This is a genomic window from Dactylosporangium sp. CA-092794 (genome assembly GCF_050948465.1).
Lineage (GTDB): Bacteria > Actinomycetota > Actinomycetes > Mycobacteriales > Micromonosporaceae > Dactylosporangium.
In genome coordinates this window covers 12356435-12381297 of sequence record NZ_CP192044.1, presented here as the reverse complement: position 1 = coordinate 12381297, position 24863 = coordinate 12356435, and the positions used below count along the sequence as shown (strand labels likewise).

The window sequence follows — 24863 nt, the reverse complement described above, 5'->3', positions numbered from 1 at the left end:
CCCTGGCCTGGGGTTATCCACAGGGTTCGGCGTGTTGTCCACAGCCTGTTATCCCCAGGCTGTGGACAACCGTGGCTGAGGTTAGGCCTTGCCGGCCTTGTCCAAGATCCAGGCGGTGATGAAGGCCTCCTCGCGCCAGGCGTCGTAGCGGCCGCTGCGGCCGCCGTGTCCGGCTTCCATTTCGGTCTTCAGCAGGACGTCCGTCGTGGGGGACAGGGCGCGCAGGCGGGCCACCCACTTGGCCGGCTCGTGGAACAGGACTCTGGTGTCGTTGAGGCTCGTGACCGCCAGGATTGCCGGGTACTGCACCGCCGCCAGGTTCTCGTACGGGGTGTACGACTTCATGTAGGCGTACACCTCCGGATCCTCCAGCGGGTTGCCCCACTCCTCCCACTCGGTGACCGTGAGCGGGAGCGACGGGTCGAGGATCGTGTCCAGGGCGTCGACGAACGGGACCTGGGCGACGACGCCGCCGAAGGCGGTGGGGGCCAGGTTGGCCACCGCGCCCATCAGCAGGCCGCCGGCCGAGCCGCCGCGGGCGATCAAGCGGTCGGCGGCGGTCCAGCCGGCCTTGACCAGGTGCTCGGCGCAGGCGACGAAGTCGGTGAAGGTGTTCTTCTTCGACAGCATCTTGCCTTCGTCGTACCAGCGGCGGCCCATCTCGCCGCCGCCGCGGATGTGGGCGATGGCGAAGACCACGCCGCGGTCCAGCAACGAAAGCCTTGGGATCGAGAACCAGGGGTCCATCGACGCCTCGTAGGAGCCGTAGCCGTAGATGACCGCGGGGGCGGAGCCATCGCGCGGAGTACCGGTGCGGGCGACGATGGAAATGGGGACGCGGGTGCCGTCGTCGGCGATGGCCCACTCGCGGTGCTGCTCGTAGCGGGACGGGTCGAAGTCGCCCAGCACGGGCTTCTGCTTGCGCAAGGTCAGTTCGCCGCTGTCCAGGTTGCAGTCGTACACCGAGTCCGGCGTCACCAGCGAGACGTAGCTCAGCCGGAAGGACGTGGTGTCGTACTCCAGGTTGGCCTCGGGGCTCACGGAGTACAGCGGCTCGGGGAAGGCGATGTCGTAGGGCGCGGCCCCGTGGAGCGGCACGACCCGCAGGCCGGTGAGGCCGTCGCGGCGCAGGGAGACGACCAGGTGCCCCGCGAAGGCGTCGACCTGCAGCAGGCGGGTGCCGGGCACGTGCTCGATCAGGGTGGTCCAGTCGCCGGGGTTGTCGACCGAGGTGTACGACAGGGCGAAGTCCTCCGCGCCGTCGTTGTGCAGGATCAGGAACCGGTGGCCGTGGTGCTCCACCGAGTACTCCACGCCCTGGCGGCGGGCGGCGATGGCGCGCGGCGGGGTCGTCGGGGCGTCGGCGGGAATGACCAGGACCTCGCTGGTGACCTTGCTGTTGATGTCGACGAGCACGAAGCGCTCGGAGCGGGTCAGCTCGACGCCGACCCAGAAACGCTCGTCGGGCTCCTCGTGCACGATCACGTCGGCGGCGGCCGGAGTGCCGATCGTGTGCCGCCAGACCCGGTACGGCCGCCACGCCTCGTCGACCGTCAGGTAGAACAGCGTCGAGCCGTCGGCCGACCAGGCGGAGCCGTAGAAGGCGTCCTCGATCACGTCGGGCAGCACCTCGCCGGTGCGCAGGTCCTTGACCCGCAGCGTGAAGCGCTCGTCGCCGGAGAAGTCGGTGCTGTAGGCGAGCAGGTGGCCGTCGACGCTCAGGTCGAACGTGCCCAGCGCGAAGAACTCCGAGTCGCCGGCCAGCTCGTTGCCGTCGAGCAGGATCTCCTCGCCCGGCAGCGGGGTGCCGTCGCCGATGTCGGGCGGGGTGGCGCTGCCGCCGGTGGCCGCGACGCGGCAGTGGATGCCGTACTGCTTGCCGGCTTCGGTCCTGGTGTAGTACCAATAGCCGCCCTTGCGCGTGGGGACCGAAAGGTCGGTCTCCTTCGTCCGCGTCTTCGTTTCGTTGAAGAGCGTCTCGCGCAACTGCTCCAGGTGCGCGGTGGCGGCGTTGGTGAACGTGTTCTCGGCCTTCAGATAGGCGATCGTGTCTGGATCGTCCTTGTTCTGGAGCCAGAAATACTCGTCGACCACGGTGTCGCCGTGGTGGACCCGCTCGTGCGGGACGCGCTTGGCGGTGGGCGGCTGCTCGGTCGTCACACGTTCAGACGTTACCCCGTTCGGAACGCAACCACGCGCGTCGTTCGACGGTCTGTCCATCAGGAGAGAGCGACGCCGGATACCGTCAGGGTCTCGAAGTTCGGGCGAGACCACGGAGGGATGCCGGTGCGGCGTCGTGGGGTGTTGCACATTGGGGTGACCGGGCTGGCAGCAATGCTGGTCCAGGCGTGCTCCGAGGGGTCGACGACGACACCAGGCACGGGGAGCGGCTCCTCGGCGGCGGGTTCCCGTCCGCCGAGCGCCGATCCTCAGGTCGCGTCGACGTTCGACCCCTCGGGGTACGTCCCGGCCGCGGTCGCCCTGAGCGAGCTCAAGAAGCTCTTCAACTACGACAAGGGCTCCTCGCTCAACGCGCAGCTCACCGACAAGCGCACCGGCGACGGCGTCATCCTCGAGGACATCACGTATTCCGACGCGCGCGGCAACGACTCGCTCGCGGCGTACGTGGTCAGCGCCGACATTCCCGGCGACGCCCTGCGGATGCCCGCCGTGGTCTTCGGCACCGGCCCCGACGGCAACCGCGACACGCTGCTGCAGGAGGCGATGGCCATCGCCCGCACGCACGCCCTGGTGATGGTGCCCAGCCTGCCGATCAAGCCGACCGGCGACCCGTCCGCCGACGCCAAGGTCCTCGCCAACGCCGTGGTCGCCCAGCGCCGCGCGTTCGACCTGCTCATCCGGCGCAGCGACTGCGACGGCTCGCGCGTGGGCTACGCCGGGCACCACTCCGGGGCGGCGCTCGGCGCGGTCCTGCTCGGCCTGGAGAGCCGGATCACCGCCGCCGTCCTGGCCTCCGGTACCAGCCGATTCTCCCGCTGGATGGTCAAGCAGAAGGTGCCGGCGGACTGGCACGCCTACCTCGACTCGCTCGCCCGCTTCGACGCCGGGCCGTATGCCGCGGCCGGCGGCAAGCGCTCCGTGCTGCTGCAGTTCGGCAAGCAGGACACCGTGGTACCGGAGGCGGAGCGGGCCGAGCTCACCGCCGCGGTCGCCGGCGCGAAGCAGCGCAAGGACTACGACACCGGCCATGACCTGGCCGGATTCCCGGCCGCGACCGCCGATCGGGCGGCCTTCCTCAAGCAGGCCTTGCGGCTGCAGTGACGAACGCATAAGCTCTCGAACGCATGTTCGAAAGCGTCATGGGAACCGCGATCCCATCGACCGACCTTCCCCACGGCATCCATGGCCGATTTGACGATTCAGGGAAGCGGGAGAGCGGTGACGGTGATCGAGGCGTTGGCCGATGCGTGTGGCCCCGACCACGTGTGGGAGGCGGGGCCGGCCGACACGGTCGACGGCGTGCCCGTCGGCTGGGTCGCCGAGCCGCGCGGCGCCGACGAGGTGGCGAGCGTGCTGCGGTTCGCCGCCGCCGAGGGCCTGTCCGTCGTGGCGACCGGGGCCGGCACCAAGCTCGACTGGGGCTTGCCGCCGACCCACGCCGACATTCTGCTCGACGTCGGGCGGCTCACCGGCGTGCTCGACTACGACGCCGACGCGATGACCGCCACCGTCGCGGCCGGCACGCCGCTGCGGGCCCTCCGGGCGTATCTGCTCAGGGAGGGCCGCCGGCTCGCGGTCGACGTCGGGTCTCCGGCCGCGACCCTCGGCGGGGTGCTCGCCACCAACGAGGCCGGCCCGCTGCGGCACCGCTTCGGCACCCCGCGCGACCTGGTGACCGGCGTGCGGGTGGCGCTCGACGAGGGCAGCCTGGAGCAGACCGTCGACGGCTACGACCTGGCCCGGCACGTCTGCGGCTCCTACGGCACGCTCGGCGTGATCACCGAGGCGACGGTGCGCCTGCAGCCGCTGCCCGCCGCCCGGGCCTGGGTGGTGCGGCCGGTGTCGACCCCGCGCGAGGTGCAGCAGCTGACCGAGGCGATGGTCGCCTCGCCGCTCGAGCCGGTCGCGATCGAGGCCGACCTGCCCGGCGGCGCGGGCGGCCGCCCAGCCGAGCTGGCCGCGCTGTTCGAGGGGGACCGCGCGACCGCTACGGCCCGGGCCGAGTCGGCGGCGAAGCTGCTCGGCGGCGGCGCCGCGGTCGAGCAGCTGCCGCCGGCCTGGTGGGGCCGCTACCCGTTCGACGCCGACGACGTGGCGCTGAAGGTGTGGGGCCGGCCGAGCGAGCTGTTCGCCGCCGTCTACGCGCTGCGCGACGCGGCCGGACTGCCGGTGCCGGTGCGCGGCTCGGTCGGGCTGGGCGTGGCGCACGCGTCGCTGCCTGCCACGGTCTCCCCCGAGCGCCTCGACGGCATGCTGACCGCCGCCCGCACCGTGCTCATCGCCCGCGGCGGCGGTGGCTGCACGCTGCTGCGCGCCCCGCTGGAGCTGCGCGAGCTGCTCACCGGCCACGACCCCGAGCCGCTGCCGCCCGCGGCGGCCCGGCTCAAGCTCGCCCTGGACCCCGAGGACCGCCTGTCCCCGGGCCGCGCCCCCGACCTGTCCTGACCCCGCCCCGGCCCGCCCCGGGAGCACGCCACCGCCGCCGCTTGAGCGGTGCACGAGTGGCCTGCGGGACGCTCGTGCACCTGCGCGGGGGTGCCTGCCGCCGTCATCGCGAAGCGGCCCGGGTACGCATTTGTTCGGCTTTGTTCGGCGGTTGTCCGCTGTCAGGGTATTACCGGTAATACGCTGCTCCGGTGAGCGAGCTGCAGTGGCGGATGCCGCAGCCGGACGAAAGTCCGCCGGCGACCTTGCGTGACGGCCTGACCGTGGCCGACGTCGCCGAGGCCCTGGACCGCGACGAGCGGCGGCAGTTGCGGGCGCACAGCGACCTGCTGCTGCTCGTGGCGGCCGAGACGGACGCCCTGATGCTCGTCCGGGTGTTGCTGGTGCGCAACGACGACTCGTTCGTCTGGCGGGTGCACAACGCCCGGGTTGCGAGCGCCATCGATGGTGAGCAGTGGAAGCAGAGGGGAGATCAGCGATGACCGCGACGCCGGACTTCGACCGAATGAGCAGGGACGAGATCGCAAACTGGCTGCTGGAGGCCGACGACATCACGCCGTGGCGCGAATGGGCGAAGCCGTCGAGCCCGTCCGGGACGTTCGTCCAGGTCGACCCGACCGACGAGGCGGTCGAGCGGGTTGTGACGGTGAAGATGTCCAGCGACATGGTCGCGAGGCTGGACATCGCCGCCGGCCGCGACCGGGCCGGCCGATCCGGCATCATCCGGGCCGCGGTCGAGGAGTACCTGGAACGGCACCAGGGGGAAGCCGCACAAGCCAAGCGATTGCCGCTACCCGCAGCGCCCGCCCGACCCTCTCACCGACCCTGACTTGCGACGCGCAACGCGGCACAACCCCCGCCCTGGCCATAAGGCAGTCTTACCCGGGCCACCGACGCGGACGTATGTCTCCGTGATCATGACCCACACACCGGCTGCGCCCGGGTTTCTCATGATCACGGAGACTTGTGGTACGCGGGTGTACCTATTCCTTCCGCGATCATGAAAAACCATTGGTGTCGGCGGCGGGTACAGCATGATCGCGGAGACTTCCGGTCGCTGCACCGCGCCGGCCAAGGCCACATCGCCGACCCAGCTCGAGCGCAGGCGCCCGGCCAGCCGGCGGGTTGCGACGCCAACGGACGCGCGCCTCTAGCAAAGCCGGCAGATACCAAGTCACGAAGGTCGCGACTCGCCGTCTGATCTGTGATTTCGTCCTCAGCGTTTTGAAGGACCGCTCGATACGTGCCGTTTCGGACCCGGACTCGCGAGGCCGCGTCGAGCGGAGCCGCAACACCTTATGTCCCTGCGTCGGCAAGCCACCTAGCTCGCGGGGCCAGCAGATAGCCGGTCGTTAGGCCAAGCGAGGGCTGACTTGTGTTCCCGCTGCTGACGGGCATTCTTGCTGATCTTTGGCGGAGGGCGTGGGATTCGAACCCACGGAGACGCGGAACGCCTCACCGGTTTTCAAGACCGGCGCCATCGGCCACTAGGCGAGCCCTCCAACGAACGACGCCTAGTTTGCCAGATCCCTCCGGCGGTGGGGTTGTCGCCCACGTGAGGGACGTCGTTCGGGGGCGTCGCGTGGCCGGGTGGGCGAACGCTGGGTGATGACTTTGCCGGACATGGTGCCGGAAATGTCCGCATCAGGGCGCTGAGCTGCGCAGACTCAAGGCAACGGTCCGGCGGCGAGGGGAATGGACTGATGCACCTCTTCTTCAACGATCCTCGGGTGGCGTACGTCACCAGGCATCGGCGGGTCGAGCCGGGGCCGTTGGTCGGGCTTGTCGTCGGCGGGGTCGGCGTCGCCGCCCTCGGAGTGTTCGTCGGCAGCGTCGGCTACGACCACGGCTCCGCGCCGCCGCCGCCCGCGACCGCCGACCTGGGCGTGGCCATACCGGTCCCGACGCCGCAGATAGACAACAGCGGGTCGCTGGCGTACGGGACCGTGCCGGCCGGGCCCGTTCCGGTGCTGGATTTCGACGGCTCCCGTCGTACCACAGCTAAAAAGGCAAAAGCCGCCAAGGAGGTTGAGGCGGTGAACACGCCGCCAACAACGGAGCCGCCGACCCAAGAGACGCAGCCGACCGCGGAGCCGAGCGAGGAGCCGAGCATGGGGCCGGGCATGGAGCCGAGCGAGGAGCCGGCGGAGGAGCCTGCGGACGGGCGAAGAGGGTGGCAACACAGACACCGCGACCGGCAGTGGCGGGCGTGGTGGGAGGGACGATGATGGAGCCGTGTATGCGATCACGATCACGCAGCCCGGTGGGCCAGAAGTACTGCAGTGGACCGAAGTTCCCGACCCGGCCCCCGCCGCCGGTGAGGTGCTGATCGAGGTGGCGGCGGCCGGGCTGAACCGGGCCGATGCGCTGCAGCGGCAAGGGCACTACCCGCCGCCGGCGGGGGCTCCGCCGTACCCGGGAATGGAGGTGTCCGGGCGTATCCGTGCGCTGGGGGATGGGGTGCACGGCTGGCGGGTCGGACAGGAGGTTTGCGCGCTCATCGGGGGCGGCGGCTACGCCGAGCTGGTCGTGGCGCCGGCCGGGCAGGTGCTGCCGGTGGCGGCGAAAACTACCGTCGTCGACGCGGCGGCGCTGCCCGAGGTGGCGGCGACCGTCTTCTCCAACGTCGTGGACCTGGCGCGGCTGAAGCCGGGGGAGACGCTGCTCGTGCACGGTGGGGGGAGCGGCATCGGCACCTTTGCCGTGCAGCTGGGCAAGGCGCTCGGGGCGACCGTCGTGGCGACCGCGCGGGCGGCGAAGCGGGATCGGCTGCTGGAGCTCGGGGCGGATCGGGTGATCGACTACACGGTCGAGGACTTCAGCGACTCCGTCGAGGCCGACGTGATCCTCGACATCATGGGCGGGAGCTACCTCGCGCGGAACGTGTCGGCGCTGAAGGTCGGCGGGCGGCTCGTGGTGATCGGCCTGCAGGGTGGGCGGCGCGGTGAGCTCGACGTCGGGGCGCTGTTGACCAAGCGGGCGCTGGTGGCCGGCACGACGCTGCGGGCGCGGGCGGACGAGGAGAAAGCGGCGATCATCCGCGGGGTCCGGGAAGAGGTGTGGCCGCTGATCGAGGAGGGGATGATCCGGCCCGTGGTGGACTCGCGGTTCGCGATGCAGGACGCCGCCGAGGCGCACCGGCTGCTCGAGTCCAACGAGCACTTCGGGAAGATCCTGCTGACGACGGGGGCGGCGGGGGCTACGGGCGGGTGAGGATCACCGGGCCCTGGCCCTTCGCGGCCAGGCGGTCGTCGGTGTTGGCCAGCCGGCAGGTCTTGAGCGACAGGCAGCCGCAGCCGATGCAGTCGGTGAGCGTGTCGCGCAGGCGCTCGAGCAGCGTGATCTGCTCGTCGAGGTGGGTCCGCCAGCCGGCGGAGAGGCGGGCCCAGTCGGCCTTGGTCGGCGTGCGGCCGGCCGGCAGGGAGGCCAGGGCCTCCTTGATGGTCTCCAGCGGCACGCCGACCTGGGCGGAGATCCGGATGAACGCGACCCGCCGCAGCTCCGTGCGCTCGTAGCGGCGCTGGTTGCCGGTGGTGCGGGTCGCGTGGATAAGGCCGAGCCGCTCGTAGAAGCGCAGCGCCGACGGGGCGACGCCGCTGCGGGCCGACAGCTCGCCGATGGTGAGCAGCTCGGGTCGGCGGGCGGTCAGGCCGGGGTGGACGGCTTGCGGACGCGTTCGCGGGACAGGATCCACAACGCCTCGACGCCGTCCTTCCAGGTGATCTTCTTGCCCTCTTCGCGGGTGCGGGCGCGGTAGCTGATCGGGACCTCGAACGGGCGGTGGCGGTTGCGCAGCAGCTTGCCGGTCACCTCGGCCTCCATGCCGAAGCCGGCCGAGCGGATCTGCAGCGAGCGGTACAGCGACACGGGCATGAGCTTGAAGCACGTCTCGAGGTCGCCGAGGTAGCAGTTGTAGAGCATGTTGGCCGCGGTGGTGACCGCCCTGTTGCCCATCACGTACCAGTACGAGAACGAGCTGTGGCTGCCGAACGTGCGGTTGCCGTAGACGACCGTGGCGCGGCCGTCGAGCACCGGCTCCAGCAGTCGCGGGATGTCCTGGGGGTCGTATTCGAGATCGGCATCCAGGATGACCATGTAGTCGCCGGCCGCGTTCTCCACCGCGGTGCGGATGGCGGCGCCCTTGCCCTGGTTGCGCTGGTGGACGATCACACGCAGCCGGTCATCGTGAATGCCGGCGAGGATCTCGGCCGTGCGGTCACGGCTGCCGTCGTCGACGATCACGAGCTCGATGTCGGTCGGGTAGTCCACGTCGAGCGCCTGCTTGACCGCGTCAGCGACGCGCTCTTCCTCGTTGTAGACCGGCATCAGGATCGATAGCTTCAACATGATCTCCGGGGCTCGGGCTGGACCATCAGATTAGCTCCCCGTCACCCGCGCGTGTGACCCGCCGCTGCGTACGGTGTGCTCTATGACGAACACTCCCGCCACCGTGGAGCAGTTGGGCGAGGAACAGTACCTGCTGGTGACCACGTTCCGCCGGGACGGCACACCGGTACCCACGCCGGTGTGGGCCGTGCGCGACGGTGATGCGCTGATGGTGTGGACCGTGGGTGATTCCGGCAAGGTCAAGCGGATCCGCCGCGACGGCGCGGTGACGGTGGCCGCGTGCAACGTGCGCGGTGTGCCGAAGGGCGAGGCGGTGCCGGCCCGGGCGACGCTGCTCGGCCCCGAGGGCGGCGCCGCGGCGCGCGAGCTGATCAAGCGCAAGTACGGCCTGCGCGGCCGGCTGTTCGTGTGGGGGAGCGTCCTGCGCCGGGGCGCGGATGCCACCGTCGGGATCCGCATCACGCTGGCCTGAACACCCTGCCACGCCAACAAAAAGCGACGCGCTCGGACCACCGGGGGGTGACGATCCGAGCGCGTCGCGGAAAGAAGCGTGTCGTTTGGCGCCGGGCGGGCTGGCGCGCTAGTGTCTGCGTCAGTCGCCTTGGCGTTGCTGGGGAATTTGGCCCTGGAGCAGGGCCCGCACCTCGGATTCGCGGTAGCGTCGGTGACCGCCGAGCGTGCGAATGGCGCTCAGCTTGCCCGCCTTCGCCCAGCGGGTGACGGTTTTCGGGTCGACGCGGAACATCGACGCAACCTCAGCCGGCGTTAGCAACGGCTCAGGCTCGTGCGTGCGAGATGGCATCGGTCACTCCTCCACAGGTACCCAGGAACGCCGGACGGGGTCCCGCCGGCCGACGCGTTTCCTATGGTCCGGCTAGTCCCCGATGTCCGACATGGGCCGAACGGCTGAAGGTCCCTGTATGGACGGATGATGAATAAGTGAATTTTCCCATTTTGATGGGCCAAAATGGGATAAAGGGTGACCGTTTGCAACGGAGGGTGAGTGACCAACCACGAATATAGGTCACCCTCCGGGGTGACGGGTAGCCCACAAACCTCACTCATTACGGCATAACGGACACCGGACGGGTGCGATTCGGTTGCGGAGGGTGACACCCGGCCGGGTGGGTGACGAACCGGACATTTACCATCATCGACCGCTGGCTCCGGTCCGTGCAACGCACGACCGTTGCTCCCGTCAGACACCGGTCGGCGCTGGCGCGCCTCCCTGCCGGATTCGCGGTGCCAAGGGCACGCGGCCTGCGGCCGCGACAAGCCGCGAAAAGCCGAACGGCAGCGAAACTCCGGCCGAACGGCGGACCGATTTTCCGCGATCGGTCCGCGAGAGCGGTGCCAAGGGCTAGTTGCAGCGCTCCAGCAGCTGCACCGCGCGCCACCGGTCGACGAGGCGCTCGTACACCTCGGTGGCCGCGTCCGCGTCCCCGCGCGCGACGTTGGACAGGCCCGCCGAGACGAGCCCGGGGGAGTCGTCGGTGGCCAGCGCGTCGTCGGACATGAGGTTGACCAGGCCGCCGTAGTCGAGCTCCACGATCGAGCGCGAGTGGAACTCCTCCAGCCACCGGGCCGTCTCCTCCACGGCCACCGTGATCGGCGCATCCCCTATGGCCCGGCGCAGCACCGCATAGGCCCGGTGCGCGCGCCGGCGCGCCTTGGAGATCTCGGTGCGGTACCGCAGGACCCGCCGCCCGGGGCGCAGCGACAGCTCGCGCTCCTCCAGGTCGACGAAGACGAACCAGCGCAGCGGCACCCCCCAGGTGGCCACCTGCTCGTGCACGCGGGGCAGCCCCCGCTCCAGGACCCGGTCGCCGCTGCGCCAGTCGTCCACGATGGTCTGTGCCAGCCCGGCCAGCGCCGGGGGTACAAACGCATCGGCAATGACGCTGGGAACGCCGTCCCGGGCCGTCAGGGCCGCCTCGGCGACCCGGATGCGCAGGTTCCACGGGCAGACGAGCAGCGTGTCGTCCGCCTCCAGCACGTAGGCCTCGTCGGGCAGCGCCGGCAGCCGGGTCCAGCCGGCCCCGAGCGCCTCGAGCACCGCGGTCCGCTGGCGGCCGGGGCCGTCGGAGAGCGCCACCGCCCGGCCCTCTTTGACGTAGCGACGCCAGTACAGCTGGTAGTCGCGGTCGAAGGCGGCCAGCGGCTCGTACACCCGCAGGTATGACGCGAAGAGCGACGGCACGGCCCGATCGTCGCACGAAACGGCCGAAGGGCGCGAAGGCGCCCGCAACCCGCGCTCTACGTGTCGGGGTTAGTGTCGGATCACCGCAGTTCGCAGGCGGCGCCGTCTCACAAGGCCGGGCCGCCATCCGCCCCCGGGAGCGTCCATGAGCGTGTTCACCCACAACCACGAACAGGTCGTGTTCTGTCACGACCGGCAATCGGGCCTGCGGGCCATCATCGCCGTCTACTCCACGGCGCTGGGCCCCTCGCTCGGCGGGACCAGGTTCTACCCCTACGCCTCCGAGGAGGAGGCGCTGCACGACGTGCTCGAGCTGTCGCGCGGCATGGCCTACAAGAACGCGCTCGCCGGCCTCGACCTGGGCGGCGGCAAAGCGGTGATCTGGGGCGACCCGGACAAGGACAAGAGCGAGCCGCTGCTGCGGGCCTACGGCCGGTTCGTGCAGTCCCTCGGCGGCCGCTACTACACCGCCTGCGATGTGGGCACCTACGTGCAGGACATGGACGTCGTGGCGAAGGAGACCCGGTACGTCACCGGCCGCTCCGAGTCGCACGGCGGCGCCGGCGACTCGTCGGTGCTCACCGCGTACGGCGTCTTCCAGGGCATGCGGGCCGCCGCCGAGCACCGCTGGGGCACCCCGTCGCTGGCCGGGCGCCGGGTCGGCGTCTCCGGGCTGGGCAAGGTCGGCAAGCACCTGACCCGCCACCTGCTGGATGACGGCGCGTCCGTGGTCGCCACCGACGTCTCCGGGCGCGCGCTGGACTGGGCGAGCGCCACCTACCCGCAGCTCGACCTGGTCGACAGCAACGAGGAGCTGATCGAGCAGGAGATCGACGTCTACGCGCCCTGCGCGCTGGGCGGCGCGCTGAACGACGAGACGGTGCCGAAGCTGCGCGCCAAGATCGTCGCCGGGGCGGCCAACAACCAGCTGGCTCACCCGGGGGTGGAGAAGCTGCTCGCCGATCGCGACGTGCTCTACGCGCCCGACTACGTGGTCAACTCCGGCGGCGTCATCCAGGTCGCCGACGAGATCGAGGGCTTCAACTTCGCCCGGGCGAAGGAACGGGCGGGGCGGATCTACGACACCACCCGGCAGATCCTGCAGGTCGCGGACGCCGAAGGGGCGCCTCCGGCGCTGGCCGCGGATCGGCTCGCCGAACGGCGGATGGCCGAAGTCGGTCGGCTCCGTACCATCTTGGTGTAGGAAATCCATGCGCGGGGGCTCTGTGCGGGCGTGACGACCCGCCGACGACGGTGGTGCTTACCTGGGCCGATCCCGACCGGGCCGGTCGGGTAAGCAACGCCACCGAAATGGTCGGTAGGGGCGAGATGCCGAAAGGTGCCCGCGACATGTACCGTAAGAGCCACGAGAGATGCCTGACGTTGTCGGGGCCTGCCGGTAATGGCTGCCCCGTAATTCTGTGCGAGGGGGTCGAGCCATGGGGCGCGGCCGTGCGAAGGCCAAGCAGACTAGGGTGGCCAGGGAGTTGAAATATCACTCCCCCAACACCGACCTCGAAGCGTTGCAACGCGAGCTCGCGGCGGGCAGCCCTAAGTCACGCGACGACTACGCCGAGTATTCGGACGCAGTCGATGACGAGGCTGACGACGAGGACGACGATTACGACCCCTCTAGCGACAGTGATTGGCGCTCACGGGGTCGTTGACCATCGGTCAACCCGGCTCACGGGCACGTGGACAACCACGTGCCCGAGTCGTGTCAACAGCGCCCGCACGGCGGCCGTTCTCTCGACGGCGCGCCATGCGGGCGACTCGGCGTAGCCACCGCCTCGGGGCTTCCCACACCGCTTTGTGGATGTCGCACACCCGCGGCAGGGTCGCCGCTGGACTGGCGGCAGGCACAGGGCGGTAGCGCTCCGTGCGGAGACACTGCGCCCGGCCACGTCGCCGTCGCCTGCGTTTCCGCGGCGCGGTGGCAGGGACGCGGCAGAGCGACCGGTGGCCGGCAGCCTCAAGGCGTCGTGCGCTGCCGGCTGGGCGGTGGCGTTGCGAGGCTTCGGGCGATCCTGGGCCCCGGCGGCGACCGCCCCACGGCGCTTCTGTGCGCCCGCAGGGCGGGGCCACCGCTACGACCTGTGAACGCCCGTCAACGGGGACGGTTGTTCCAGTTGTAGAACGTCGGGATGTTCTCGAAGTGGTTCCAGGCGCAGACGGCGCTCGTGCCGTCGGCGCCGCTCGCCTCCGCGCGGGCGGCCCGGGCCGCGGCAGCCTCGTCGAGCAACACGCGAAGACCGTCCGCGGCCCCGTTGACGCGCTCGGTCACCGGGTCAGCATGCTCCGGCATGGTCCAGCACTCCCTCCAGAAGGCGAATCTTGCTGTTCCGGCAATGGTTCGTCTCGGTGCCGTCGAACCTGCCGTGCTCGAAGTAGCGGTTGGCCGCGTGCGCGCCGCCGCAGAACCCGAAGTACGGGCAGCTGATGCGGCACGCCTCGACGCCCCGCAGGTACTCCGGCACCCACCGCGCCGACGTGGCCGCGCCGGCCAGGATCGTCGAGAGCGGGGTGTGCAGGACGTTGCCGGAGGAGAAGTCGCCGTAGTGCGCGTCGGTGAACCCGGCCAGCTCCGGCGAGAGCAGGAACACCCGCCCGTCGGCGGCGATGGTCGGGATCGGGTCGAGCGCGCGGGGAAGGATGCCGTCGGCCCGGCCGTCGAGGACCGCCCCGGCATACCGAAGCGTCCACTCGATCTCGCGCACGTGAATGCGCGGGTCGCGCCGCCACGCCGCCACCAGCTCCGCCCAGAATGCCCGGACGGCGTCGGCGGCGAACTCGTTGGTCCGCGCGTTGACGCCCTCGTGCTCCTCGATGTTGATGCCGAGGACGTCGCAGCCGAGGTCCAGAAAATACTCGTAGAGCCGCGCCGCCAGCCCGGGGCCGGGCCGGGCGACCACACACAGCGCCGAGAACGGCACCCGGTGGCGCCGGAGCGCTTCGATGCCGTGGATGATCGTCCGGTACGCCGGGACGCCCGCCCGGTTCACCCGCTCGGCGTTGAGGGCCTCGGGCCCGTCGACGCTCACGCTCACCCGGACCTGCCGCTCGGCGAAGAACTCGCACCAGGCGTCGTCGATCAGGGTGGCGTTGGTCTGGACGTGGTGCTCGACGCCCTCGAACGGGGCCATGAGCTCGGCCAGGGCGGATCGCCCGGCCGCGAGCGGCTCACCGCCGTGCCAGACCACCGAGAAGCGCCGGTCCGCCGCCGCCCAGGGGTTGACGGAGGCGGCCACCCCCGCGGCCACGGCCGGGCTCATCCGGTCGTTGCGCGAACGAAAGGGCAGGTAGCAATACGTGCAGTCCAGATTGCACAACGTCGTGGGCTGCAAAACCACATAGCCCGGGATCGGCGAAATGCCCTGCATGCCGCTCCACGACACCGCCCCGTCCTCCTTTTAGGTGTAGGGACGTGTCGCTTCAGCCTAGGTCCCTCTCTGCCCTGCGGTAAGCCCCTGTTGATCAAATACGCGTGAACTCGCGCATTCGGACAACTGCTCCTTCGATAGACGCACAAAGGGGCGGCGCCGGTTGCCCGGCGATCCGCCCCCGCTCGCGTCCGCTGCCCGGCCCGGCCGGTTACCCGCGGGTGTGCGAGCCAACCATCTGCACCGTGCCGGTGCCCTCGATGACCTCGCCCACCTGCCACGCGTCCAGGCCACGGCCGGCCAGGAAGGCCAGCGTGCGGTCGGTGTCCTCGGCGGCGACCACGGTCAGCATGCCGATGCCCATGTTGAACGTGCTCTCCATCTCCGAGTCCTCGATGCGCCCCTTGGTGCGCACCAGCTCGAAGATCGGTTGCGGCCGCCAGGTCGAGCGGTCCACGACCGCGTCGACGTGCTCGGGCAGCACGCGCACCAGGTTGCCGGGGATGCCGCCGCCCGTGACGTGGGCATACGCGTGGATGTCGCTCTCCTTGAGCAGGTCCAGGCAGTCCTTGGCGTAGATCCGGGTCGGGGTGAGCAGCTCCTCGCCCAGCGTGCGCTGCCGGCCGAACTCCTCGATCACGCTGTCCAGCCGCATCCGGCCGGCGCCCAGCAGCACGTGGCGGACCAGCGAGTAGCCGTTGGAGTGCAGCCCGGTCGAGCGCAGCGCGATGACCGCGTCGCCGACCTCGACCCGGTCGCGGCCGAGGATCGCGTCCTCCTCCACGACGCCCACGCCGGTGCCGGAGATGTCGTACTCATCCGGGCGCATCACGCCCGGGTGCTCGGCGGTCTCACCGCCCAGCAGCGCGCAGCCGGCGTAGCGGCAGCCGTCGGCGATGCCGGCGCCGATCTCGGCGACCCGGTCCGGCACGACCTCGCCGCAGGCGATGTAGTCGAGCAGGAACAGCGGCTCGGCGCCGCAGGCGACCAGGTCGTCGACGACCATCGCGACCAGGTCGATGCCGACCGTGTCGTGGATGCCCAGGGCCTGCGCGATGGCGAGCTTGGTGCCGACGCCGTCGGTCGAGGAGGCGAGGATCGGACTCTTGTACTTCTTCAGGTCGAGCCGGAACAGCCCGGCGAACCCGCCGATGTCGCCCATGACCTCGGGCCGGTGGGTCCGGTGCACCTTGGTCCGCAGCAGCTCGACGGCCTGCTCGCCGGCGTGGATCGAAACACCCGCGTCCGCGTAGGTCACGGTCTTGCGACGGCCCCGGCCGTTGCCGGCCGTCCACAGCTGCCGCTCGGGGGTGCTGCCCTGACCGGTCTCGCCGGTCCTGTCGGCGCGCTCATCCACGTGCGTCACTTTCTCCCCTTTGGTTGCCTCGCGGCGGCGGACACCGCTGTATGTCTCGGGTGGGGTGGGCTACGGGCGCAGCAGTGCGTCCGAGCCGCCCAAGCCGGCGGCGACGCTGATCACGCCGCCTTCGGCCGTGGTGGGCGCGGCCCCCGCGGCGCGCGCGACACCTTCCAGGACGTGCTTGCCGATCACGTTGTCGGCCGGCAGCTCGATCGGGTAGTGCCCGTCGAAGCACGCGCTACACAACCGCGTCGCCGGTTGCTCGGTGGCCGCGACCAGGCCGGCCAGCGACACGTAGCCCAGCGAGTCGGCGCCGATCGAGCGCCGGATGCCTTCCAGGTCAAGCCCGTTGGCCAGCAGTTCGGCGCGGGTGGCGAAGTCGATGCCGTAGAAGCACGGCCACTTCACGGGCGGCGAGGAGATCCGCACGTGCACCTCGATCGCGCCGGCCTCGCGCAGCATGCGCACGATCGCGCGCTGGGTGTTGCCCCGCACGATGGAGTCGTCCACGACGATGAGCCGCTTGCCCCGCACATTGTCGCGCAGCGGGTTGAGCTTGAGCCGGATGCCCAGCTGGCGAATGGTCTGGGACGGCTGGATGAAGGTCCGCCCGACGTAGGCGTTCTTGATGAGGCCGTGGCCGAACGGGACGCCGGACTCGGTCGCGTAGCCGATCGCGGCCGGGGTGCCGGACTCGGGCACCGGGATCACCAGGTCGGCCTCGACCGGGTGCTCGCGGGCCAGGGTGCGCCCGATCGCGACGCGGGCCGCGTGCACGTTGCGCCCGGAGATCGTGGTGTCGGGACGGGCCAGGTAGACGTACTCGAACAGGCACCCCTTCGGATCCGGGGCGCCGAAGCGGGCGGAGCGCAGCCCGTGCTCGTCGATCGCGATGAGCTCGCCGGGCTCGATCTCCCGCACCACGCTCGCGCCGACGATGTCCAGCGCCGCGGTCTCGCTCGCCACGACCCAGCCGCGCTCGAGGCGGCCGAGCACCAGCGGCCGGACGCCGTTGACGTCACGGGCCGCATACAGCGTGTCCTCGTCCATGAAGACGAAGCTGAACGCGCCGCGCAGGGTCGGCAGCACCTCCAGCGCGGCCGCCTCGACCGACAGGTCGGGGCGCGCGGCGAGCAGGGCGGTCACCAGGGCGGTGTCGTTCGTCGAGTTGATCGCGTCGGGCTCGACGTCGGGCAGTTCGGCCACCCGCCGGGCGAGCTCGGCGGTGTTGACCAGGTTGCCGTTGTGCGCCAGCGCGATCGTGGTGCCGGCCCGGTCGCCGCCGGCCCGGGTGGAGCGCAGCGTCGGCTGGGCGTTCTCCCAGGTCGATCCGCCGGTGGTCGAGTAGCGCGTGTGGCCGATCGCGATGTGGCCGCGCAGGCTCGCCAGGGTCGGCTCGTCGAAGACCTGGGACACCAGGCCGAGATCCTTGTAGACCACTACACCGGATCCGTCGGACACCGCGATCCCGGCCGCCTCCTGCCCACGGTGCTGCAGTGCATACAGCCCGTAGTAGGTCATCTTCGCGACCTCTTCGCCCGGCGCCCAGACGCCGAACAAACCGCACTTGTCCTGGGGACCTGGACGCTGGGGATCGAGCTCGTGGCTCAACCGGCCATCGCCTCGGGGCACGTGCCGCTCCTGTCGTCGCAAGTTTTCCGGGATGCTCATGTCCGGGTGGCTTTGTGTGACGTGGCTGAAAGATTGCGTTGAGGTTGACGCGGGCCGCAGAGTTGTTCTCGGCCGGCCGCAGGTCGACGCCACGCAGGCTGGGTCGCCGTCGCCAAAACAGTGTACGCGAGGTTTCGGGCAATACGCAGAGCCACATTTTGCATGCTGTTCGTAGGCAGTCTGCCCGACGATTTGCGCAGTTACAAGGGTAGATAGGGCGATAAATCCGCTCGAACCCCGCTCGCCCGGATCTTCCCGGCGGTAACCGCCTCCTGCCACGTCCGCCGGCCGGTGGCGATCTCGATCCACGTCGCTGGATCGGTCTCCACGACGTTGGGTGGCGTACCTCTCGTATGTCTCGGCCCCTCGATGCACTGAATCGCACCGTAGGGGGGAACGCGCACCTCCACCGAACGTCCGGGTGCCTTTGTCCGCAGGTCGGCGAGCAGTTCCCGGACGGCGTCGCGCAGCGCGACGCGGTCCGGATCGGCACCGGTATCCAGGACATCGAGGACTTTTTGTACCGTGTCCGAATATTGGTGCGCAGGGGACATACCCGGACGATACGACCGCCTCCGCCACACTGGCAACACGGTGCGGGTTTCGCCGAGCCCTCCGGACAGGGCATAGTTTGCTGCGGCGCACCATGCAAGGCGAGTTTCGCTCGCATGTTGGACCGATGAAGGCATGCTCGGCAGCGACGCTCGGGTGAAGGTCAAGATCCGGAGGGGTGTGGACGTGACTGCGCACCGACGAGCCCTGCTGCTCAGAGCAGGGGCGGTGGCTGTTCTGGCGGCGAGCGCAATGCTTGGCATGGCAACACGTGCAGCCGCGGCGCCTCCCCCGAATATCACGGTCAGTGCCAACGACGTGACGCTGACCGTAGGTGGTGGAGCCCAAACCGTCAACGTCGCCGTGAAGAACACCGGCGGCGACGTGGAGCCGACCGGCGACCCGGTCACGCTCACCATCGATCTGCCGGGCGACCTGCAGGTGTCGATCTCCAGCAAGCCCCAGGGCTGCGAGGGCAGCGGCACGCACCTCAGCTGCACGATCCAGAGCCTCGCGGCCGGCGCGACGAAGAACCTCCCGGTCGGCGTCCAGCCGCCGGCGCAGAGCTCGATCCCGGCGGGGCAGAGCAAGTCCGGCGGCGGCCAGGTGATCGTCACCAACGGCGGCTCCGACACCAAGAACTTCAACGTCACCCTCAAGGCGCAGGCCGCCGCGCCGACGACGTCGGCCGCGCCTTCCACGGTGCCATCGGTCTCCGGCAAGATCACGGACTCCAGCACCGGCAAGGCGATCAAGGGCGCGACCGTCGTGCTCGAGGACTCCGCGGGCAAGAGCCGGCAGACGCAGACGGACAGCGACGGCCGGTTCACCTTCCCCGGCTCGGACACCAACCCCATCGCGGGCGGCACGGCCACGATCACGGCCGGCGCCACCGGATACGACAACAACTCCAAGGACATCAACCTCACGGTCGGCAAGGCGTCGACCGGGATCACCGTCGGCCTGGTCGTGCTCGCCGACACCGCCACCCCGCCGCCGCCTCCATCGGCGAACGACCTGACCACCGACGGTGGCCAGTCGGCGGGCGGCGTGCAGCCGCAGGACAAGGCCACGCAGAACGCGTCCAACGAGGGCGGTGGCGGCGGCGTCTCCTGGATCCTCATCGCGCTCGGTGTGCTCCTGGTCGCCTTCGGCATCGTCGCGATCGTGCTGCTGCTGCGCCGGCGCGGCGATGACGACGACGAAGAGGACGAGGACGCCCCGGCGCCGCGGCGCGGCGGCCCCGCGCCCGGCTTCCGGCCGCAGCCCGACCCGACCATGGTCGGCGCGATGGGCCCGGCCCCGACGATGGTCAACCGCGCCGGCGCCAACGACGCGACCGCGATCGTGCGGCCCGGCCGCGCGTTCGACGACGTGCCGCCGGACCCGTATGGCGCACCCCCGACCCGCGCGGGCTACCCGGCCGGCGGCGGCGGGTACAACGAGACGGCCGGCTTCGCCAGCGGCGGCTACGGCGGTGCGGGCGGCGCGGCGGGTTACGGCCCGGCCTCGCGGCCGCCCGTCGACCCGTATGCCCCGGACTACGGCAACGGCGCCGGTGGCGGCAACGGCTACCCCGACGCGACCCAGCGCTACGAGCCCGGCACCGGCGGCAACAACTATGGCGGCGGCGGCGCGGGCGGCTACGGCCCGTCGTCCGGCGGCGGCTACGGCTCCGGCGGACCGGGTGGCCCCGGCGGCCAGGGCGGCCCCGGTGGCCAGGGCGGCGGCTACGGCGCCAACGGCTACGACGGCCCGTCCACCGGCGGCGGCTACGGCAACGGCGGCGCCCACCAGGGCGGCGGCTACGGCGGCGCCGGCGGCGGCTACGAGGGCCCGCCCTCGACGGTCGGCGGCTACAACTCCGGCGGCCCGGGCGGCCCGGGCGGCGGTTACGGCGCCAACGGTTACGACGGCCCCTCCGCGGGCGGCGGCTACGGCCCGTCCTCGGGCGGCCCCGCGGCCGGCGGCTACAACGGCGCCGGCCCCTCGGCCGGCGGCTACGGCAACGGCAACGGCTACGACGGCCCGGGCGGTGGCGGCGGCTACGACGCCCCCCAGGGCGGCGGTTACGGCGCCAACGGTTACGACGGCCCTTCGGCCGGCGGCGGCTACGGCCCGTCGTCGAGCGGCCCGTCCTCAGGCGGCGGCTACGGCCCGTCCTCGGGCGGTCCGTCGGCCGGCGGCTACAACGGCGCCGGCCCCTCGGCGGGCGGCTACGGCAACGGCGCAGGCCCGTCGGCCGGCGGCGGCTACGGCGACGGCGACTACGGCCCGGGCCCCAGCGCGGGCAGCGGCTACGGCCCGTCCTCGGGCGGCGGCTACAACGGCGGCGGCGCCGGGGCCGGCGGCGCCGGCGGCGACTACGACGGCCCGTACACGGGCCGCGGCGGCTACGAACCCCGCGGCGGCTACGAGCCGGCCGCCGGCTACGAGCGCGACGGCTACGAGCGCGTCCCGGAGCCCCCACGCGCCGGCAACGGCTACAACGCCGCCGGCGGCGGCGACTACGAGCAGCGCGGCGGCTACGGCCCATCCTCCGGCAGCGGCGGCGGGGACTACGACGACGCCCGCTCCCAGGGCCAGCGCGGCGGCGGCCGCCGCTCCCTGGACTGGCTCGACGACTGACCCTCCGCCGCGGCATACCGGCCGGCTCCGGCCCCGCCGGGCGCGGCGGTGGCCGCCGCTCTCCGGGGCGGCTCGACCACTGACCACGGCCCGCGGTGTGCCGGTCGGCTCCGGCTAGTGGGCGCGGCGGTGGCGGTTGGTCTCTGGACTGGCTCGACTACTGACCCTCCGCCCACATCGTGGCGGGCGGAGTGCGGCGTTTGGCCGGTCGGCCCGCTGCCGGGGCCGGCGCGGCGGCTGTCGCTTTCGGAGCGCGACATCAAGTCTCCGCGATCATGCATGGCTCGCCTCGCGCACCATGGGTTTTTCATGATCGCGGAGTGAAAGCGTACTCATAGGTGCGGTATGTCTCCACGATCATGAAAAAGTCGCGATTTCAGAATGACCCCTTCCTGATCGCGGAGAGTTTCTGCCCGCTGCGTGGCTCACCGGCCTTGATTCTGCGCCCGTTATGCCCGACAAATCCGGCATCTAGCGATTGCGATGACGCCGCGATTGCGAGATCGGCGTGAGTGGGCGCTGTGCGGGAGGTGGAGGCGTGGGTGGGTGCTGCGTGGAAGGTGGAGGCGCGGATCCGCGCTTCGCGCGAACCGTCGCGCTTCGCGCGAACCGTCGCGCTTCGCGCGAACCGTCGCGCTTCGCGCGAACCGTGGCGCTGCGCGGGTGGGAGGCGCGGATGGTGCTGCGCGGGTGGGCGCTGCGCGGGAGGTCGGAGGCGCGGATGGGCGCTGCGAGAGTGCGAGGCGTGGATGGCGCTGCGGGAGGTGGGAGGCGTGGGAGCGCTGCGCGGGTGGGGGCGCGGGGGCGCTGCGCGGGTGGGGGCGTGGGGGCGCTGCGCGGGGTGGGGCGCGGGGGCGCTGCGCGGGGTGGGGCGGGAGAGGGGCGGCCGGGGCCGCCCCTCGTCAGGAGTTGGGATCGGTGGAGGGTGAGTCCGGGGCGGGCGGGGAGTCGGCGCCGGGCTCGTCGCGGTGGTCCGCGTCGTTCAGGGTGTTGTGGGAGTCCCGGGCGTGGCGCGGCCGGTAACCGTCCTCGTCCGGTCGGTGCAGGACCTTTGTGTGACGGCGGATCATATGCACATTCCCGTGGTCATTTTCCCCATGGTCGCTGTCATTTCGTGATGGGTGCGGCGCGACAGGCGGCGTCCAGGTCCGTGGTCACCGGGGTCGACTGCCGCGGGTGGGTTATCCGCAGCCAGCGCACCTTGCGCAGCATCCGGGTGGCCGGGCCTGCGGCGCGGTGTCTCGGCACGTGGCCGATGTCGCCTCGTTGAATACTCACGCTACCGAGTGTGCGGGGATCGCGACGCAATCGTTAGACCACGAACGGTTCCGGTGCGGGGCCCGACCGGTTTCCCCCGATCGAAGGTGAGTATCGGATCAAGACTGGCTGAGTAAATGGCCGAATTCCGCGTGCAGAGGATAGCCCAGGAGGACGGCCTTCGATGCCAGGGTGAGCCGGCGGTACAGCGACGCGCGCAGGTCGGGGCGGGCCTCCTCGAGCGTCGCCCAGCGGTACCCGGTGAGCTCGTCGCCGGCCGGGCGGATCGCCGCGCCGGGGGCGAGCACGCCGCCGTCGAAGACGAACTGCACCTGGTCGCTCCACGGGCCGCGGCCCGGCGTCCAGTCGACCAGCAGCAGCGGGCCGATGCGCAGCTCGAGGCCGACCTCCTCGGCGACCTCCCGGGCGCAGGCGGCCGACGGGGGCTCGCCCGGCTCGACGATGCCGCCGGGGATGTCGAGGTACGGCTTATAGTTCGGCACCACGAACAGCACCCGGCCCGCCGGGTCGCGGATCAGGGCGCCGCTGGCCACCGTCTTGTGTGCCATTCGTTTCGCGATGCCGGGGTGGAACTCCCGCTCCGGTTCGCCGTCGAGTTCGAAGTCCGCGCTGAAGTCACTCATCGCAGGCGATTATCCCCGGTCGAAAGGCGCCACAGAAACGTACCGGAAAATGAGCTTTTAAACGGCCCGCCGCACGTGCAGCCGAACCGTGGTCCCGGACGCGCCGGATCGCATTTCCAGCAGATCGCATATCTGTCGCGCGATCCACAGGCCGTGGCCCCGTTCGCCGTTCGGGTCGGCGCGCAGGAATCCGAGAAAATTGGCCGCGGCCCGGCCCCGGTCGACGATTTCGCAGGTCACCCGGCGCTCGGTGGACCACAGGCGCACCTCGCCGTTTCCGGCGCCGTGGCGCACCGAGTTGGTGGCGACCTCGTTGACCGCGAGCGTGAAGTCGTCGAGGCGGTCGGGGGGCATCCCGAGGCGGACCGCGTGGTCGGCGACGAACTGGCGTACCGGCGCCATGTCGTGAAACTCGGGCAGCCACACGACGCCGTGGACCGGGCGGGGCTGCAGCGGGCCGTCGTGCTCGGCGTAGTAGGTGGCCGGGTCGGCATAGCCGGGGCTGGCCGCGCTGCCCGTGCCGACGGCGAGCGCCGGGTGGGTGTGGCGGGCGTCGTCGATGACGGCCGGGGGCAGGGCGTCGCAGTCGTACCCGCACATGAGCCACGCCCTGGACCCGGCGAGGGCGACGTTCAGCACGGACTCGTAGCGGCCCCACTCGGCCGTCTCCAGCGCGTCCAGGCCCGACCAGACCGGCTCGCCCAGCACCCGCAGGATGCCGCTCGGGCCGGGCAGCGCGTCGATGCGCCGGTGGTGCGCGTTGAGCGTGCGGCCGGGCGAGTCGAACCAGCCCGCCGCCGGCAGGAACGTGATGGCCCGCTCGTCGGCCCCGTCGAGGTGCTCGCGCAGCAGCTCGGCGTGCTCGCCGGAGGTGACGGCCAGCACGGCGTCGCCGCGGCGGACGCCCTCGGTCACGAAGGGCACCGCGGCGGCGAGGAACGCCGCCGCCGTGTCGAACAGGAGGGCCTGGTGAACCAGCATCACGGGTTCACACCTCGCTGGCGCCGGCGCCGATGTGGTCGGCTGCGCCGGGCGGGCTCGGTGGAGATCGGATGGCTGATGGGAATCAACCTACGTGCTGAGCCCGGCAGCCGCAGCTTGTGAGCGTTGTCCCTGCGTGCGGGGCTCAGTGCGAGCGGATGCAGCAGCTGGTGCAGACCTTTGGCGTGGGCAGGGTGAAGGCCAGGCAGCAGGTCTTGCGCTGGATGTCCAGGCCGCCGCCGGGGCGGTTGGCGAGCTCCACCAGGTCGTCCGCGTCCAGGGCGGTGAGCAGCCGGTGCGCGGTGTCCAGGATGGGCCCGGGCAGGGAGTCGGCGGCGCGGGACAGGCCGTAGGCCACGCCCGAGGCGACCGAGCCCCACAGCGTGCGCCGGCCGATGCGGACCCGCTTGTGCAGCTCCTCGAGCAGCGGTGCCAGGTGGGCGTCGGCCACCGAGCGGCGCAGCACGTCCAGCAGCTCCGCCTCGTCGGAGACGATGAGCAGGCCGGGGGCGTCGGTGGCGACGATCGGGTCGGTGGCCAGCACCGCCGTCACCGGGCTGCGCAGGGCCAGGGTCAGGAAGGGGCGGTGGTCGGTGTAGCGGACCAGCACGTGATCCGGCGTCATCAGCGGCACCCGCCGGGCCGCGGCGAAGCCCAGCACCGCCGGCAGCGCCACCCAGTACGAGTAGCACTTCCAGGCCAGCGCCGCCGCGGCGTGCGGCTGGGCGCTCCAGCGGCGGGCCGCGGCGCCCAGCAGGTCGTCGACGTCCAGCTCGGCGGCGGGGACCCAGCCCTCGGCGGCCGGGCCGGCCGGTCTGACCAGGCCGGGCGCCAGTCCCTGGAGTGAATCTTCGCCGTGCCGGGCCTGCAAGGCGGTGAGCGTCGCGAGGACCGGCGCGAGCGGCTCGACGGCCGCGCGGCTGATGAGCGCGGTCACGTTGAGTCGCCGGGGCGGGCGTCGGGCACGGCACGGCGGCATCGCGGCGCGATGCTCCCCGTGTGCCTGCGGCTGATGCTCACCACCGTTGCGTACCCCCAGATGTGCTTGCCAAGCGCCCACCGTATCGCGTTTAGGTAAGCCTAACCAGCATACTGCCGGTGGAGATCGCCAGGGTACTGATCGTAACGTTCTGTCACCGTATCGGCGGCAGGTCGTGACGGAAGTCCGTTGATCAACACCGATGACACGTGGTTGTCAACGTTTTTGTCAGGAATCT

Annotated in this window: 24 protein-coding genes, 1 tRNA gene and 1 pseudogene; 10 read left to right on the top strand and 16 right to left on the bottom strand. The window is 71.2% G+C overall.

Annotation, left to right across the window (positions count from 1 at the left end; all coding sequences use genetic code 11):
- Positions 1 to 81: 81 nt before the first annotated feature.
- Complete coding sequence (locus tag ACQPXD_RS53700) at positions 82 to 2160, bottom strand: S9 family peptidase (protein ID WP_432832525.1); 2079 nt, start codon at positions 2158 to 2160, stop codon at positions 82 to 84.
- A 156-nt stretch (positions 2161 to 2316) separates the two neighbouring features.
- On the opposite strand from ACQPXD_RS53700, the gene ACQPXD_RS53695 reads away from it, so the two are divergent.
- From ACQPXD_RS53695 to ACQPXD_RS53680, 4 genes are all read left to right on the top strand, one after another.
- The gene (locus ACQPXD_RS53695) at positions 2317 to 3282 is read left to right on the top strand and encodes an alpha/beta hydrolase family protein (RefSeq protein WP_432832523.1); all 966 of its coding nucleotides are present in this window, start codon (positions 2317 to 2319) and stop codon (positions 3280 to 3282) included.
- 117 nt (positions 3283 to 3399) lie between these two features.
- Positions 3400 to 4626 carry an FAD-binding oxidoreductase gene (locus ACQPXD_RS53690; protein ID WP_432832521.1) on the top strand — a complete coding sequence of 409 codons (1227 nt, stop codon included), beginning with the start codon at positions 3400 to 3402 and terminating at the stop codon, positions 4624 to 4626.
- Positions 4627 to 4817: 191 nt separating this feature from the next.
- Positions 4818 to 5108 (top strand): hypothetical protein, encoded by a 291-nt coding sequence (locus tag ACQPXD_RS53685; RefSeq protein WP_432832520.1) that lies wholly within the window; start codon positions 4818 to 4820, stop codon positions 5106 to 5108.
- A complete protein-coding gene (locus ACQPXD_RS53680; protein WP_432832518.1) occupies positions 5105 to 5455 on the top strand; it encodes a ribbon-helix-helix protein, CopG family in 351 nt (116 codons plus the stop codon). The genes ACQPXD_RS53685 and ACQPXD_RS53680 overlap by 4 nt, the downstream gene beginning before the upstream one ends.
- A 582-nt stretch (positions 5456 to 6037) precedes the next feature.
- On the opposite strand, the gene ACQPXD_RS53675 is transcribed toward ACQPXD_RS53680, so the two are convergent.
- Positions 6038 to 6128 (bottom strand) — tRNA-Ser (locus ACQPXD_RS53675).
- 201 nt (positions 6129 to 6329) lie between these two features.
- Here ACQPXD_RS53675 and ACQPXD_RS53670 point away from each other — a divergent pair.
- Complete coding sequence (locus ACQPXD_RS53670) at positions 6330 to 6854, top strand: hypothetical protein (protein ID WP_432832516.1); 525 nt, start codon at positions 6330 to 6332, stop codon at positions 6852 to 6854.
- A 7-nt stretch (positions 6855 to 6861) separates the two neighbouring features.
- On the top strand, positions 6862 to 7839 hold the full coding sequence (locus ACQPXD_RS53665) for an NAD(P)H-quinone oxidoreductase (protein WP_432832514.1): 978 nt from the start codon (positions 6862 to 6864) through the stop codon (positions 7837 to 7839).
- Here ACQPXD_RS53665 and soxR read toward each other — a convergent pair.
- Positions 7826 to 8254, bottom strand: a complete 429-nt coding sequence (soxR, locus tag ACQPXD_RS53660; RefSeq protein ID WP_432844304.1) for a redox-sensitive transcriptional activator SoxR — start codon at positions 8252 to 8254, stop codon at positions 7826 to 7828. The genes ACQPXD_RS53665 and soxR overlap by 14 nt on opposite strands.
- Positions 8255 to 8271: 17 nt before the next feature.
- Positions 8272 to 8970 carry a glycosyltransferase family 2 protein gene (locus ACQPXD_RS53655; RefSeq protein ID WP_432844302.1) on the bottom strand — a complete coding sequence of 233 codons (699 nt, stop codon included), beginning with the start codon at positions 8968 to 8970 and terminating at the stop codon, positions 8272 to 8274.
- Positions 8971 to 9055: 85 nt separating this feature from the next.
- Here ACQPXD_RS53655 and ACQPXD_RS53650 point away from each other — a divergent pair, with 85 nt between their 5' ends.
- Positions 9056 to 9445, top strand: a complete 390-nt coding sequence (locus tag ACQPXD_RS53650; protein ID WP_432832512.1) for a PPOX class F420-dependent oxidoreductase — start codon at positions 9056 to 9058, stop codon at positions 9443 to 9445.
- A gap of 120 nt (positions 9446 to 9565) precedes the next feature.
- On the opposite strand, the gene ACQPXD_RS53645 is transcribed toward ACQPXD_RS53650, so the two are convergent.
- Together ACQPXD_RS53645 and ACQPXD_RS53640 are read right to left on the bottom strand one after the other, a co-directional pair.
- Positions 9566 to 9775 (bottom strand): BldC family transcriptional regulator, encoded by a 210-nt coding sequence (locus ACQPXD_RS53645; RefSeq protein WP_033365012.1) that lies wholly within the window; start codon positions 9773 to 9775, stop codon positions 9566 to 9568.
- Between the two features lie 558 nt (positions 9776 to 10333).
- A complete protein-coding gene (locus ACQPXD_RS53640; protein ID WP_432832510.1) occupies positions 10334 to 11173 on the bottom strand; it encodes a hypothetical protein in 840 nt (279 codons plus the stop codon).
- A 145-nt stretch (positions 11174 to 11318) separates the two neighbouring features.
- Here ACQPXD_RS53640 and ACQPXD_RS53635 point away from each other — a divergent pair, with 145 nt between their 5' ends.
- Together ACQPXD_RS53635 and ACQPXD_RS53630 are read left to right on the top strand one after the other, a co-directional pair.
- Positions 11319 to 12377 carry a Glu/Leu/Phe/Val dehydrogenase dimerization domain-containing protein gene (locus tag ACQPXD_RS53635; protein ID WP_432832508.1) on the top strand — a complete coding sequence of 353 codons (1059 nt, stop codon included), beginning with the start codon at positions 11319 to 11321 and terminating at the stop codon, positions 12375 to 12377.
- Positions 12378 to 12612: 235 nt separating this feature from the next.
- Positions 12613 to 12840, top strand: a complete 228-nt coding sequence (locus ACQPXD_RS53630) for a DUF3073 domain-containing protein (protein WP_432832506.1) — start codon at positions 12613 to 12615, stop codon at positions 12838 to 12840.
- A 440-nt stretch (positions 12841 to 13280) separates the two neighbouring features.
- Here the strand turns inward: ACQPXD_RS53630 and amcA are convergent, their stop codons facing one another.
- From amcA to ACQPXD_RS53605, 5 genes and pseudogenes are all read right to left on the bottom strand, one after another.
- A complete protein-coding gene (gene amcA, locus ACQPXD_RS53625; RefSeq protein ID WP_432844300.1) occupies positions 13281 to 13418 on the bottom strand; it encodes a multiple cyclophane-containing RiPP AmcA in 138 nt (45 codons plus the stop codon).
- A gap of 33 nt (positions 13419 to 13451) precedes the next feature.
- Positions 13452 to 14553, bottom strand: a pseudogene (gene amcB / locus ACQPXD_RS53620) (cyclophane-forming radical SAM peptide maturase AmcB); the annotation flags it as partial.
- Positions 14554 to 14764: 211 nt separating this feature from the next.
- Positions 14765 to 15919 carry a phosphoribosylformylglycinamidine cyclo-ligase gene (gene purM / locus ACQPXD_RS53615; protein ID WP_432832504.1) on the bottom strand — a complete coding sequence of 385 codons (1155 nt, stop codon included), beginning with the start codon at positions 15917 to 15919 and terminating at the stop codon, positions 14765 to 14767.
- 60 nt (positions 15920 to 15979) lie between these two features.
- Positions 15980 to 17545, bottom strand: a complete 1566-nt coding sequence (purF, locus tag ACQPXD_RS53610) for an amidophosphoribosyltransferase (RefSeq protein WP_432832502.1) — start codon at positions 17543 to 17545, stop codon at positions 15980 to 15982.
- A gap of 239 nt (positions 17546 to 17784) precedes the next feature.
- Positions 17785 to 18138: a sterol carrier family protein gene (locus ACQPXD_RS53605; RefSeq protein ID WP_432832500.1), complete on the bottom strand. Its 354-nt coding sequence runs from the start codon at positions 18136 to 18138 to the stop codon at positions 17785 to 17787.
- Positions 18139 to 18397: 259 nt separating this feature from the next.
- On the opposite strand from ACQPXD_RS53605, the gene ACQPXD_RS53600 reads away from it, so the two are divergent.
- Complete coding sequence (locus ACQPXD_RS53600) at positions 18398 to 20764, top strand: carboxypeptidase regulatory-like domain-containing protein (protein WP_432832498.1); 2367 nt, start codon at positions 18398 to 18400, stop codon at positions 20762 to 20764.
- Between the two features lie 902 nt (positions 20765 to 21666).
- Here the strand turns inward: ACQPXD_RS53600 and ACQPXD_RS53595 are convergent.
- The 5 genes from ACQPXD_RS53595 to ACQPXD_RS53575 all read right to left on the bottom strand — a co-directional run bounded on the left by ACQPXD_RS53595 (position 21667) and on the right by ACQPXD_RS53575 (position 24625).
- Entirely contained in the window at positions 21667 to 21834 is a 168-nt protein-coding gene (locus ACQPXD_RS53595; RefSeq protein WP_432832496.1) for a hypothetical protein, read from the bottom strand.
- A 37-nt stretch (positions 21835 to 21871) separates the two neighbouring features.
- A complete protein-coding gene (locus ACQPXD_RS53590) occupies positions 21872 to 22042 on the bottom strand; it encodes a hypothetical protein (protein ID WP_432832494.1) in 171 nt (56 codons plus the stop codon).
- A 98-nt stretch (positions 22043 to 22140) separates the two neighbouring features.
- Complete coding sequence (locus ACQPXD_RS53585) at positions 22141 to 22665, bottom strand: NUDIX domain-containing protein (RefSeq protein ID WP_432832492.1); 525 nt, start codon at positions 22663 to 22665, stop codon at positions 22141 to 22143.
- A 57-nt stretch (positions 22666 to 22722) separates the two neighbouring features.
- Entirely contained in the window at positions 22723 to 23646 is a 924-nt protein-coding gene (locus ACQPXD_RS53580; protein ID WP_432844298.1) for an anti-sigma factor RsbA family regulatory protein, read from the bottom strand.
- 145 nt (positions 23647 to 23791) lie between these two features.
- The gene (locus tag ACQPXD_RS53575) at positions 23792 to 24625 is read right to left on the bottom strand and encodes an IucA/IucC family C-terminal-domain containing protein (protein ID WP_432832490.1); all 834 of its coding nucleotides are present in this window, start codon (positions 24623 to 24625) and stop codon (positions 23792 to 23794) included.
- Positions 24626 to 24863: the final 238 nt, after the last annotated feature.

Bases quoted from the DNA above. Each gene is read 5' to 3' on its own strand.
- ACQPXD_RS53680 (WP_432832518.1), top strand. From the start codon at position 5,105: ATGACCGCGACGCCGGACTTCGACCGAATGAGCAGGGACGAGATCGCA.
- ACQPXD_RS53670 (WP_432832516.1), top strand. From the start codon at position 6,330: ATGCACCTCTTCTTCAACGATCCTCGGGTGGCGTACGTCACCAGGCAT.
- ACQPXD_RS53650 (WP_432832512.1), top strand. From the start codon at position 9,056: ATGACGAACACTCCCGCCACCGTGGAGCAGTTGGGCGAGGAACAGTAC.
- ACQPXD_RS53645 (WP_033365012.1), bottom strand. From the start codon at position 9,775: ATGCCATCTCGCACGCACGAGCCTGAGCCGTTGCTAACGCCGGCTGAG.
- ACQPXD_RS53635 (WP_432832508.1), top strand. From the start codon at position 11,319: ATGAGCGTGTTCACCCACAACCACGAACAGGTCGTGTTCTGTCACGAC.
- ACQPXD_RS53630 (WP_432832506.1), top strand. From the start codon at position 12,613: ATGGGGCGCGGCCGTGCGAAGGCCAAGCAGACTAGGGTGGCCAGGGAG.
- ACQPXD_RS53605 (WP_432832500.1), bottom strand. From the start codon at position 18,138: ATGTCCCCTGCGCACCAATATTCGGACACGGTACAAAAAGTCCTCGAT.
- ACQPXD_RS53600 (WP_432832498.1), top strand. From the start codon at position 18,398: ATGGCAACACGTGCAGCCGCGGCGCCTCCCCCGAATATCACGGTCAGT.
- ACQPXD_RS53595 (WP_432832496.1), bottom strand. From the start codon at position 21,834: ATGATCCGCCGTCACACAAAGGTCCTGCACCGACCGGACGAGGACGGT.
- ACQPXD_RS53585 (WP_432832492.1), bottom strand. From the start codon at position 22,665: ATGAGTGACTTCAGCGCGGACTTCGAACTCGACGGCGAACCGGAGCGG.
- ACQPXD_RS53580 (WP_432844298.1), bottom strand. From the start codon at position 23,646: ATGCTGGTTCACCAGGCCCTCCTGTTCGACACGGCGGCGGCGTTCCTC.
- ACQPXD_RS53575 (WP_432832490.1), bottom strand. From the start codon at position 24,625: ATGCCGCCGTGCCGTGCCCGACGCCCGCCCCGGCGACTCAACGTGACC.